The 11,015-nt window shown below is 72.7% G+C and carries 12 protein-coding genes; 7 read left to right on the top strand and 5 right to left on the bottom strand.

The features are described 5' to 3' along the window. The 6 genes from RWX45_RS12680 to RWX45_RS12655 form a co-directional block, all read left to right on the top strand. Positions 1-1,501: FAD-dependent oxidoreductase (locus tag RWX45_RS12680; RefSeq protein WP_316024081.1), on the top strand; the 1,501-nt coding region annotated here is incomplete at its 5' end. After that, positions 1,498-2,625 carry a hydroxymethylbilane synthase gene (gene hemC / locus RWX45_RS12675; RefSeq protein ID WP_316024080.1) on the top strand — a complete coding sequence of 376 codons (1,128 nt, stop codon included), beginning with the start codon at positions 1,498-1,500 and terminating at the stop codon, positions 2,623-2,625. The genes RWX45_RS12680 and hemC, both read left to right, overlap by 4 nt. Further along, positions 2,622-3,521, top strand: coding sequence for a uroporphyrinogen-III synthase (locus RWX45_RS12670; protein WP_316024079.1), 900 nt, complete (start codon positions 2,622-2,624; stop codon positions 3,519-3,521). Before hemC ends, RWX45_RS12670 begins: the two co-directional genes overlap by 4 nt. Positions 3,522-3,716: 195 nt before the next feature. Then, on the top strand, positions 3,717-4,796 hold the full coding sequence (gene hemB / locus RWX45_RS12665) for a porphobilinogen synthase (protein WP_316024078.1): 1,080 nt from the start codon (positions 3,717-3,719) through the stop codon (positions 4,794-4,796). A gap of 103 nt (positions 4,797-4,899) precedes the next feature. After that, on the top strand, positions 4,900-6,339 hold the full coding sequence (locus RWX45_RS12660; protein ID WP_316024077.1) for a glutamate-1-semialdehyde 2,1-aminomutase: 1,440 nt from the start codon (positions 4,900-4,902) through the stop codon (positions 6,337-6,339). A 59-nt stretch (positions 6,340-6,398) separates the two neighbouring features. Further along, positions 6,399-6,656, top strand: a complete 258-nt coding sequence (locus RWX45_RS12655) for a PspC domain-containing protein (RefSeq protein WP_316024076.1) — start codon at positions 6,399-6,401, stop codon at positions 6,654-6,656. 185 nt (positions 6,657-6,841) lie between these two features. Here the strand turns inward: RWX45_RS12655 and RWX45_RS12650 are convergent, their stop codons facing one another. From RWX45_RS12650 to trxA, 3 genes are all read right to left on the bottom strand, one after another. Then, positions 6,842-7,726: a macro domain-containing protein gene (locus tag RWX45_RS12650; RefSeq protein WP_316024075.1), complete on the bottom strand. Its 885-nt coding sequence runs from the start codon at positions 7,724-7,726 to the stop codon at positions 6,842-6,844. Between the two features lie 46 nt (positions 7,727-7,772). Then, positions 7,773-8,264: a DNA starvation/stationary phase protection protein gene (locus RWX45_RS12645; protein ID WP_316024074.1), complete on the bottom strand. Its 492-nt coding sequence runs from the start codon at positions 8,262-8,264 to the stop codon at positions 7,773-7,775. A gap of 276 nt (positions 8,265-8,540) precedes the next feature. Then, positions 8,541-8,921, bottom strand: coding sequence for a thioredoxin (trxA, locus tag RWX45_RS12640; protein ID WP_316024073.1), 381 nt, complete (start codon positions 8,919-8,921; stop codon positions 8,541-8,543). A gap of 355 nt (positions 8,922-9,276) precedes the next feature. On the opposite strand from trxA, the gene RWX45_RS12635 reads away from it, so the two are divergent. Next, complete coding sequence (locus tag RWX45_RS12635) at positions 9,277-9,939, top strand: GNAT family N-acetyltransferase (protein ID WP_316024072.1); 663 nt, start codon at positions 9,277-9,279, stop codon at positions 9,937-9,939. Between the two features lie 71 nt (positions 9,940-10,010). Here RWX45_RS12635 and RWX45_RS12630 read toward each other — a convergent pair whose 3' ends face one another. Next, the gene (locus RWX45_RS12630; RefSeq protein WP_316024071.1) at positions 10,011-10,214 is read right to left on the bottom strand and encodes a hypothetical protein; all 204 of its coding nucleotides are present in this window, start codon (positions 10,212-10,214) and stop codon (positions 10,011-10,013) included. Continuing rightward, positions 10,198-10,671 carry a hypothetical protein gene (locus RWX45_RS12625; RefSeq protein WP_316024070.1) on the bottom strand — a complete coding sequence of 158 codons (474 nt, stop codon included), beginning with the start codon at positions 10,669-10,671 and terminating at the stop codon, positions 10,198-10,200. Before RWX45_RS12625 ends, RWX45_RS12630 begins: the two co-directional genes overlap by 17 nt. Between the last annotated feature and the right edge of the window lie 344 nt (positions 10,672-11,015).

Raw genomic sequence — 11,015 nt, 5'->3', positions numbered from 1 at the left:
CGGCTACACCGGTGGGCTCGTGGCCAGCGGCAAGATCGCCGGGGTACGCATGGATTTGGGGGCGGAGGGCTTCGTCATCCGCGGCGACGCCATCACGCAGATGGTCGACGCGCTCGGACTGGAGGTGGTCGGGCCGTCCGGTGGCGGTGCGCGGCTGTTCCTGCCACCGCCGGGCGAGGTGTCCGCTCACGCCACCACTGCGCGCGCTGCCGAGGAGGACGCCGACGGCGATCCCGCCAATAGTGCCGGGCCGGACCCGGCACGCGGCTGGCGCCTGCACCGCTTCCTGCGCGACGCCTTCCTAGGCATCCCCGCGAACGCCCGCGCCGACGACGTCGTCGCCATCATCGGCCCGGCCGCCGCCGCGCGGGCGGCCCGCGACAGCGAGCTCGACGGGCGGGTGGGCACCGGCCCGGAGGACCCGGCCGACCTGGCCTCCTTCGTGCGCACCCGCATGGGCGACGCGGTCCTGGACCGGCTGGTGCGCCCGATCGTGGCCGGTATTCACACCGCCGACCCGGCCGACCTGGCGGCGGACACCGTGGCCCCCGGCCTGCGGGAGGCGACCGCACGATTGGGGTCGTTGCAGGCGGCGGTGGCCGAGCTGCTGGAGCGGCGCCGGGCGCGGCGGCGCGGCGGTGGCGCCGCCGACGTGACGGTGGCGGGCGGACTGTTCTGCCTCACCGATGGGCTGCGCGGGGCGATCGAGGCGGCCGGCGGCGAGGTCCTCACCCGTACCGGGGCGCAGTGGTTGCGGCCCGCTGCCGACACCACAGGCGGCTGGGAGGTGGGCATCGCCCCGACCACCCGCGGAGCCACGCCGTCGGCGGAGCCGGTGGCGGCCGGGCCGGAGCGGGTGGTGCGCACACCGCGAGTGGTGCTGGCCTGCTCGGCGGGCGCGGCGCTACGACTGCTCGCGGGCGCGCCGGGGGTGGACACGGCGTTGGAGGTGCCGGTCGGCTCCCCCATTGCCCGCTTCACCCTGGTGGCCCGCGCGCCGGGGCTGGCGGGGACGCCGGTCGGCTCCGGGCTACTGGTGGCGCCCGCACCCGCCGGGCAGGCGCCGGTGCGGGCCAAGGCGCTGTCGCACCTGTCGGTCAAGTGGCCATGGATCGGCGAGCAGTTACGGCAACTGCACGGGACCGAGGCACCGGACGACATTCATGCCCTGCGCCTGTCCTACGGGCGGCCGGGCGAGCCGCGCCCGCAGGTGGAGCTGGCCGACGCACTGGCCGATGTGGAGGTGCTCACCGGTGTGCGCATCCGCGAGGAGGACGTCATCGACTCCATGCTGGTGCGGTGGGACGGCACCCTGCCGCCGGTCACCCCCGCCTACCGTGAGCGCACGCGGCGGCTGCTGGCCGAGGTCGAGCCCCTGGAGGGGCTGGCGGTCACCGGGGCATGGGTGGCCGGAACCGGTATTGCCGCCGTCGTCGCCCATGCCCGCGAGCAGGCGGCCCGACTCACCGCGGCCGCCCCGGCACCGGAGGGACGCGCATGAGCGGCGCCCCATCATCGAAGCGGACCGTGCGCCTGGGCACGCGCGGCTCGGCGCTGGCGGTAGCCCAGTCCAGCCAGGTGGCGCGGGCCATCACCGCCGCCTCCCAGCGCATCGGCACCGACCTGGAGGTCGAGCTGGTAGAGATCCGCACCCGCGGCGACGTCGATGCCACGCCCCTGACGCGGCTGGGCGGGGTCGGGGTCTTCGCGGCGGCCCTGCGCGAGGCGCTGCTGGAGGGGCGTTGCGATCTGGCCGTGCACTCCTGCAAGGACCTGCCGACCGCGCCCGTGCCCGGACTGCGGATCGCCGCCTTCCCCGCCCGTGAGGATCCCCGCGACGCCCTGTGCACCACGGGCGGGGTGGGTCTGGCGGACCTGCCCCCCGGGGCACGTGTGGGCACGGGCTCGCCGCGGCGCGCCGCGCAGTTGTTGGCCGTGCGGCCGGACCTGGAAGTGGTGCCCGTGCGCGGGAATGTGCCCACGCGGCTGTCCCGAGTGGTCGGTGCGGTGGTGGGGGCGGACGGCCCGCTTGGTGCCGTGCGCGAGCCGGACCTCGACGCCGTGGTCCTGGCGCTGGCCGGCTTGCGGCGTCTCGGCCTAGACGACTACGCCACCCAGGTGCTGGCGCTGCCCGCGGGAGGCGGGGTAGGAGCGGCGGGAGCTAAGTCGGCCGGGCCCGCGCAGTCGCCCGCGCCCGCGCCGGTTATGGTGCCGGCGCCCGCGCAGGGGGCGCTCGCGCTGGAGACGCGGGCCGAGGCCGGCGCCGACCCCGGTCTGGACGCCACGCTGGCCGCCACCCTCGCCGAGCTTGATGACGCCTCCACCCGTGCGGCCATCACCGCGGAGCGCGCACTCATGCGGAGGTTGGAAGCCGGCTGCGCCGCACCGGTCGGGGCCGTGGCCGTGCCCGCGACGCTGGCGGACGGGCGCACCGGGCTGCGACTGGACGGGGTGGTCGCCGCCGTCGACGGGTCCCGACTGCTGCGGGAATCGGCGACCAGCAGCTGGGCGGATGCCGCCCGGCTCGGGGATGCGGTGGCGACAGCGCTACTGGAAGCCGGCGCGGCGGAGCTCGTCGACCTGCACGCCGCGGCGCCGGACCGGGGCCGCCGGGAGGCGCCGTGAGTGCTATCGGCCCCGAACAGCCCTGCCCCGCGCACACCGCGGATGCTCGCCCCGCGCCGCCAGCCTCGGGCACCGCGCTCGCGGGGCGACGCGTGCTGCTGCCGCGCGCCAAACCGGACGACGCCATCGCCGCCGCGCTGGCCGCGGCGGGCGCCGAGGTGGTCTGCGTGGGCGTGACCCGGGCCGTTCCCGGGCCTGCCGGTCCCCGGGAGCGTGCCGCCGCCGCGCTGGCCGCGGGCGAGTACGCCTGGGTGGTGGTCACCTCGGCCCGCACCGTGGAGTTCTCCAACGTCGGCGCACTGCGCGCACCCTTGCCCCGGCGGACTCGGATTGCTGTCGTCGGCCAGGCCACCGCGCGGGCCATACGGGAGCGGTTGGGCCGGGAGCCCGACCTGGTGGCGGCCGGCAGTGGCGCCGCGCTGCTCGAGTCGCCTCCGCTGCGCCGTGGGCCGGACGCGTCCGGCCGCCGCCTGCTGCTGCCGGGGTCGGCCCTGGCGTCCCCGGCGCTGGCCGAGGGCCTGAGCGGTGCCGGCTGGCAGGTCGATGCCGTGGCCGCCTACACCATGGAGCCGGTCCCGGCCACCGAGCTGCCGGAAAGTTTGGCCAGCGACTGGGCTCGCGGCGACTTCGACGCGGTGGTGCTCGTAGCCGGTTCCTCAACCCGGGCATTGATGGCACTGGTGGGACCGCCACCGCCAGCAACCCGCGTGGTGGCGATCGGCCGCCCGACCGCGAAGGCCGCCACCGCCGCGGGGCTGCAGGTGGACGCCATCGCGGCCCAGCCGACTCCCGCGGCCATTCGGGACTCCGTCCTCGGCATCCTGACCCTTGGCATCCTGGCCCCTGCCGCCCCGTCCCACCCCACCGCACCCCTTCACCGAAACCGGCACAAGTAACGTGCCGAAACCGGCACTTGTAACGTACCGAGACCGGCACTAATGACGTGCCGAAACCGAGCGATATGACGTAGGCCGAGCCGCGGCCACCCGCACCTGACTCGCAAGGGCCCGCGGGAAGCAGCCGCCGCACCCGCGTAGCGTTGCCCGTAGCCCTTCCCGACGGCACCGGCCCGCACCTCCGAGGAGACCACCATGACCACAACCACCCCCCTACCTGACCCGCGCGACCCAGCCACCTCACCGGCCGCTGACCTGCTCACCTCGCGGGGCGTGCCCGCACCTGCCGTCCCGACCGTTCGTCCCCGCCGTCTGCGCCGCACTCCGGCTCTGCGGGGCCTGGTGGCTGAGACCCGCATCAGTCCCGCGCAGCTGATCCTGCCCGCCTTCGTGCGGGAGGACATTGACACCCCGCAACCGATCGGCGCCATGCCCGGCGTCGTCCAGCACACGCTGGACTCCATCCGCCGCGAGGCCGCCGCCTGCGCCGAGGCCGGGGTCGGGGCGATCGACCTGTTCGGGGTCCCCGCCGCGCGCGACGAGGTGGGTTCGCAGGCGTGGGCCGAGGACGGCGTCCTCAACCGGGCCGTGGCCGCGGTGCGCGCGGAGGTGGGGGACGCGCTGGTGGTGTGCGCGGATACCTGCCTGGATGAGTTCACCAGCCACGGCCACTGCGGCCTGGTGCGGCCCGAGGGGGACCCGCGCGCCGGCGAGATCGACAATGACTCCACGCTCGCCCTTTACCAGGCGATGGCGGTCTCCCAGGCCGAGGCCGGGGCGCATATGGTCTCCCCCTCCGGCATGATGGACGGGCAGGTGGCAGCGATCCGCACCGCCCTGGACGCCACCGGCCACGACGACGTCACCATCCTGGCCTACTCGGCCAAGTACGCCTCCGCCTACTTCGGGCCCTTCCGGGAGGCGGTCGGCTCCACCCTCAAGGGCGACCGGCGCACCTACCAGCAGGATCCCGCCAACCGCCGTGAGGGGCTGCGGGAGGTCATGCTCGACGTCGAGCAGGGCGCGGACGTGGTCATGGTCAAGCCGGCCGGGCCGTATCTGGACGTACTCGCCGACGTGGCCGCCGCCAGCCCGGTGCCCGTGGCCGCCTACCAGGTCAGCGGCGAGTACGCGATGGTGGAGGCGGCCGCCGCCAACGGCTGGATCGACCGCGAGCGCGTCATCGCCGAATCACTGCTCGGAATCGTGCGCGCCGGCGCCGACTGCGTGCTCACCTACTGGGCACGCGAGGTGGCCGAGGGCCTGCGCCGCTGAGAGTCGGCGGAGCCTCACCGGGCGTTCCCAAGCCGGCACTCGCGTCCGGCTCTGACCCTCTAGGCTCAGAGCTACCACCGCCGTCGACCCCACAGGAGCATTCATGTCCGCACACGTCCCCACCGACTCGCCCACGAACACCGCCCTGTTCGCCGCGGCCCGCGCCGTGATTCCGGGCGGGGTGGACTCCCCGGTGCGGGCCTTCGGCTCGGTGGGCGGCGCGCCCGCCTTCATCTCCCACGCCCGCGGCGCCCACGTGGTCGACGCCGAGGGGCACGACCTGGTGGACCTGGTCGGGTCCTGGGGACCGGCGCTACTCGGGCACGCACACCCGGCGGTGGTCGAGGCGGTGCAAGAGGCGGCCGGCCGGGGGCTGTCCTTCGGGGCGCCGACCGCCGCGGAGACCGAGCTGGCCGAAGCCGTGCGCCGCCGGGTTCCGGCCGTGGAGCGGCTGCGGCTGGTGTCCACCGGCACCGAGGCGACCATGACGGCGGTGCGGCTGGCGCGCGGGGCCACCGGCCGCGACCTGGTGGTCAAGTTCGCCGGCTGCTATCACGGGCACAGCGACGGCCTGCTGTCGGCGGCCGGGTCCGGCGTCGCCACCGGCGGCCTGCCGGGGTCGGCGGGCGTGCCGGAGGCGGTGGCCGCGCAAACCCTCGTCCTGCCCTATAACGACGTCGCCGCCCTGGAGGAGTGCTTCGCGGCGCGCGGGGAGGAGATCGCCGCCGTCATCACCGAGCCGGCGCCCGCGAACATGGGCGTGGTGCCGCCCGCACCCGGCTTCAACGCGGCCATCCGCCGGGTCACCGCCGAGCACGGCGCCCTCATGATCGCCGACGAGGTGCTCAGCGGCTTCCGCGTGGGGCCCGCCGGATTCTGGGGGTTGGAGGCGATTGGCGGCTGGACGAGCACCGATGCGGCGCCCACGGGTTCCGCCGTCCCCTCCTGGCCGGGCGGCGTCGACGGGCGGGCGACCGGCTGGCGGGACCGTGCCGCCTGGGTGCCGGACCTGTTCACCTTCGGCAAGGTGATCGGCGGCGGCATGCCGCTGGCCGCGGTGGGGGGCCGCGCCGAGGTCATGGAGCTGCTCGCGCCGGTTGGGCCCGTGTATCAGGCGGGCACGCTCTCCGGCAATCCGCTCGCAACCGCGGCCGGCCTGGCCACGCTGGCCCTAGCCGACGACGCCGTCTACGCCGCCGTCGCGCGCCGCGCCCACGAGATCGGGGACGTCGTCGGCGGGGCGCTGGCAGCGCAGGGCGTACCGCACCGGGTGCAGTACTCGGGCTCGCTGTTCTCGATCATGTTCGGACCGGACGCTGAAACCAAGGGCGTGGGCGACTATGAGTCTGCGCGGGCGCAGGAGGCGTGGCGGTTCGCACCGTTCTTCCACGCCTTCCTGGACGCGGGGGTGGCCCTGCCGCCCAGCGTGTTCGAAGCCTGGTTCGTCTCCGCGGCACACGGCGACGCCGAGGTGGAACGCATCGCCGCCGCCGCGCCGGCCGCCGCCCGGGCCGCGGCGGCAGCGCGGCCCGATGAGGGTTAAGGGGCGGATCAGGGTGGTCCCGGATACCGGCGGACGGCGACCTTCGGCAAGCTGAAGCCATGACACAGCAGCGACCCTCGGGCTCCTACGGCCACCGCGACTCCTTCTCCCAACGCACCGAGTCCTGGCGCTCGCAGCTGCCGCGCCGCTCGCACCGTCGACTCATCGCCGGCGTCTGCGGTGGCCTGGCCGAGCACTGGGGCGTCAGCCCCACGCTGGTGCGTCTGGCAACACTCGCGCTGGCCCTGCTGCCCGGGCCCATGTGGGTCGTCTATGCCATCGCCTGGATCCTCATGCCCGGCCCGTATGGCCGGTGATGTTGGCGCTCACGCACTCGCCGCCCTCTCGCCAGCAATCTCGCCAGATGCCCCCACGCTCATCCCTCCTCACCGAAACCGGCACTAATAACATGCCGAAACCGGCACTAATGACGTGTCGAAACCGGCACTAATGACGTGTCGAAACCGGCACTAATGACGTACCGAAACCGGCCGCATCGGCGTCAGGCGCTCGTCGGCAACGCTGCGATCGCTGCCTCGTAGGCGGCGACGTCGGCGTCGGCGAAGGCGCAGATGACAATCCGCAGGGTGGAGTCGGGGTGGGCGGCCAGCCAATCGGTGAGTACGCGCAGCACGAGCGGCGCCGCCTCGTCCTTGGGGTATCCGAAAGCGCCGGTCGACACACTGCACAGGCCGACCGAGTCCAGACCGGCCCGCTCGGCGGTGTCCAGCACCGACCGGTAGCTGGAGGCGAGCTGATCTCGCTGCTCGGCGGTGGGGCGGCCGTCCTCGACGATCGGGCCGACGGTGTGGATGACGTGTGCGGCCGGCAGGTGGTAGCCGCCGGTGAGCAGCGCTCTGCCCGTGTGCTCCGGCGTGCCGCTACGCGAGTCCATGTAGGCGGCGCATTCGGCGCGCAGCCCCGGCCCGGCGACGGCGTGGATAACGTTGTCGATGCAGGCATGTCCGGGGACGCGACAGCCCAGCATCTGCGCGTTGGCAGCGTTGACGATTGCACCGGCGCGCAGCGTCGTGAGGTCGCCGCGCCACAGGGCGACGTGCTCGCCGAGCGCGCCGGTCACGCCGTGGGTGATGGCCAGCGTGGGCAGGGTCAGGGCGTCGGGGGCGCCGGCGTCGTGCACCCGCTTAGAGGCCTCGGCGGCGAGCATCTCATCTAAGTCCTCACGGACGTCGTCGTCGGGAATCTCGCGGGGCGGGCGAATGGTGAGCAGGCCGTCCAGCAGCCGCCGCAGCTCCACCGGTGGGAGTTCGGCGAGGGCGGCGGGCGGCGGGAATGCGGCGACGTCGCCGGCCTGGACGGCCTCGGTGGCGAAGTGCCGGGTGAGGCGGCGCAGGCGGGCGACGTCGGCGGAGGGCACATGCGACATGCACCCAAGGTTAGGTGCAGTCAGCGTGTGCGGTTGGCGCCAGAACTCAGCTCGCGGAGTAGTTCTGGGCCGAGAGGAACCAGCTCTGCTGCTCCAGGCGCTGGGTGTAGTCCTCGAGGATGCCGGAGGAGGAGGGGTCGGCCTCGTCGACGGCGTCGTGGATGTCACGCAGGGTGGTGACGACGGCGTTGATAGCCGAGACGATGTAGTCAACGGCGTCGGCGGTGATGACGGCGGCCTCGGGAGCCTCCGGAACGGTGGTCTGAGAGGCGACGGTGGCGGGGCGACCGTCGGGCCAGGCGTTGATGGCGCGCATGCGCTCGGCGAGCTCGTCGGAGCCCTCGCGGGCGATGTCGACGACCTCGTCGAGGTTGAGGTGCAGGTCGCGGAAGTTGGGGCCCACCAGGTTCCAGTGGACCTGCTTGCCGACAAGGCTGAGGGCGGTGATGTCCACCAGGGCGCGCTGCAGGTCGGCGGCGAGAGTCTTGGAGGCGGCGAAGGCCGGGATGACAGCTGGGTTCTTGACGTTCTTGCTCATGGCTAGGAGTTTACAATCGCGACACTTCAAGCGGAAGGTCTTATCGCTTATAAGGGAACCTGAGGGATGGCCGAGTCTCTCGCGCCGCAGAACTACGCCCGACGTCACACGTTGCAGCGTGCGGCGTCGGGCGCGTCGGGCGGTTTTTCAGCGCGGGGCCAGGCGATATCAACCCGCCTATGCCGACATGACATGCGGGTCCGGGCAGACGCGCCCCGCGCGGCGCCCGACGGGGCGCCGCGATCCCAACGTGGCGCGAACCTCTGGCCTGTGCCCTCAGCCCTGGGCGGGGACGGCGGCCTCCTCCTCGGCGATCTTGCGCTTGATCTCGTCCATGTCGAGCTCGCGCACCTGGGTGATGAGGGAGTCCAGCGCCTTGGCGGGCAGGGCGCCGGCCTCGCGGTAGACGAGGACGTCGTCGCGGAAGACCATGAGGGTCGGAATCGAGGAGATGCCCAGCGCACCGGCAAGCTCGCGCTCGGCCTCGGTGTCGACCTTGGCGAAGGTGATGTCGGGGTTGTTCTCTGCGGCCTTCTCGAACACCGGCGCGAAGCGCTGGCACGGGCCGCACCAAGAGGCCCAGAAGTCGACGAGCGTGATGCCCTTGCCGCGGACGGTCTGGTTGAACTCGGCGCCGGTGATGTTTGTCGGGGCCATGGGGCTTCCTTCCCAATCGGATGGCTCGTGGTGTTGTCCGCCGGGCACGCGCTCGTGCGGCGGGGCGGGGCACTGGTGCGATTCAGTCGCCCCTCCGGAGGTGCATCCAGCACCGCCGGCGACTGGGACAACCGTCCTAGGCGACGAGGTATTCCGGCATCCACCCACAATCTCCAACGCGCGCCGTCGCCCCACCCCCGGCGAGAGCGACGCGGAGCCCGGTGCTGCCGCATAACCCGGTGCTGCCAGCAGCCCGTGGCGCGGCAAACCCGAAGGCATCTCCCCGGGCGCGCCCAGGCCGGCTTCCTAGCGTCGTCGTACGGAACAGGATTCCTCAGCGATGTCAGGAGAACCAATGTCCGACACCATCTACCGCCCCTACGAGCCCCACGACACCGAAGGCGTGCTGGCGATCATCCTCGACGCCTTCCACGTCCGCCGCTACGCCCCGCGCCCCTACCTGGAGCGCTCCGCCGCGGAGGTGGTCTTGTCCGATTGTCTGCTCGCCTCCACCTATACGCGGGTCGCCGTCGACGACGTCGGCCGGGTCCTGGGCGTCATCATGGGGAGGGTGGAGGACGAGCCCCACCTTCCGGCCCGGCCCCTCGCCCACGCCCGCAAGCTGTCGGCCATGGCCTGGCTGGCGACAGCGGGGTTGCCGCAGTGGCACACGCTCAAGCAGGCATACGGTTTTGAACGCCGCTACGCCGAGCTCCGCAGCGATGTGCTCAGCACCGGCGCCGCGGCCCTCACCGACGAGATCACGCTCTTCGCCACTCATGCGGCCGCCCGCGGCCGCGGCGTCGGCACTCACCTGTACGACGGTTTCATGGAGCACCTGCGTGACCACTCGCGTACGGACTTCTTCCTGTACACGGACTCGCTGTGCAACTACCAGTTCTACGAGCGTCGCGGCATGATGCGCGCCGCTACCCGTGATCTCGAGCTCGACGTCGAGGGGCTGCCGAGGCGGGTCGGCGTGTACCTGTACGCCGGCGCGGTCCCGGGACGTCACTAGCCTCGGTACCTCACAGTGGAGCCCGGGACGACGGGGCGTCCGGATGCCGCGGCAGTGGTCGTGCCCTCAGGCTACTGTTCCGTGCCGCCCCATTCCACGGCCACGAAGCCCTCACGCTCCGGCCCGGGCACCAGCACCTGCGCCGGAACCGACGACTCCGGAACCGCAGAAATGACCAGGTACACCCGGATGAACGTATCCGGGGCGAGTTGCTGTCCCTCGGAAGCGAAACGGTAGCGGGCCACCGTGGCGAACCAGTCACCGGCGAACGTCACCAGGCAGCGTCCGCGCGCGGCGATCCGCGGCCCCCCAGTACGTGATGAACTCCGCCGCCTCCCGCTGGTTGAGTCCCAGCACGGCCAGCTTGTCCTCCAGGAACTCCACCTCTCGGCCGGCCTCAACCACGAAGCCCTCGGTCGGGGTGAAGGACCGCGCATTCACGCCCTCCCAGAACAGGTACGGGTACTCCCGCCCCGCAGCGTCGGTCAACTCCCCCGCAGGCGTAGCGGTCACCTGCCAGGTCGCCTTCGTGCCCTCCTGCTCCACAGCCGGATAGGTGTACGTCAGCTCCCCCGCATAGTCCAGGGTCACGTCCAGCCGCGTCACCTCCCGCGGATACAGGTACAGGGCCGGCTTCTCCGATGGCGCGAAGCTGCGTTCGGTCCGCCCCGCGGTGGGCTCCTCATCGGCATCCTCACCGATGCTGCAGCCTGCCAGCGCAAGCCCGAGCACACCACCCGCCATCACCAGCGCCGCCCGTCGACCAACCGGCCGACCCGACACACCACAACCAACAGAACCAACACGCGCAGCAACCACCATGACAGGCACCCCTTCATCTTGTCCATGAGTCGCCACCGGTACCCGTCGCATGAGTGCCGCCCGGGCGCCGACTCCACAACGGTATGGCGCGCTGCCGGCCGACGCCATGGGTGCCACTACCCACACCGATAAGCCCCGGCGACAGCAGTGACCTCGACCGGTCTCGGCACGTCATTAGTGCCGGTTTCGGTGGTCATTTGTGCCGGTTTCGGCATGTTATTAGTGCCGGTTTCGGTGAAGGGGCGGGCGGGGAG

It is taken from the genome of Actinomyces sp. MRS3W (assembly GCF_032465695.1).
GTDB lineage: Bacteria > Actinomycetota > Actinomycetes > Actinomycetales > Actinomycetaceae > Actinomyces.
Note: the sequence above shows the minus strand (reverse complement) of the source record. Positions and strands in the feature narration are given on the sequence as shown.

Bases quoted from the DNA above. Each gene is read 5' to 3' on its own strand.
- hemC (WP_316024080.1), top strand. From the start codon at position 1,498: ATGAGCGGCGCCCCATCATCGAAGCGGACCGTGCGCCTGGGCACGCGC.
- hemB (WP_316024078.1), top strand. From the start codon at position 3,717: ATGACCACAACCACCCCCCTACCTGACCCGCGCGACCCAGCCACCTCA.
- RWX45_RS12660 (WP_316024077.1), top strand. From the start codon at position 4,900: ATGTCCGCACACGTCCCCACCGACTCGCCCACGAACACCGCCCTGTTC.
- RWX45_RS12655 (WP_316024076.1), top strand. From the start codon at position 6,399: ATGACACAGCAGCGACCCTCGGGCTCCTACGGCCACCGCGACTCCTTC.
- RWX45_RS12650 (WP_316024075.1), bottom strand. From the start codon at position 7,726: ATGTCGCATGTGCCCTCCGCCGACGTCGCCCGCCTGCGCCGCCTCACC.
- RWX45_RS12645 (WP_316024074.1), bottom strand. From the start codon at position 8,264: ATGAGCAAGAACGTCAAGAACCCAGCTGTCATCCCGGCCTTCGCCGCC.
- trxA (WP_316024073.1), bottom strand. From the start codon at position 8,921: ATGGCCCCGACAAACATCACCGGCGCCGAGTTCAACCAGACCGTCCGC.
- RWX45_RS12635 (WP_316024072.1), top strand. From the start codon at position 9,277: ATGTCCGACACCATCTACCGCCCCTACGAGCCCCACGACACCGAAGGC.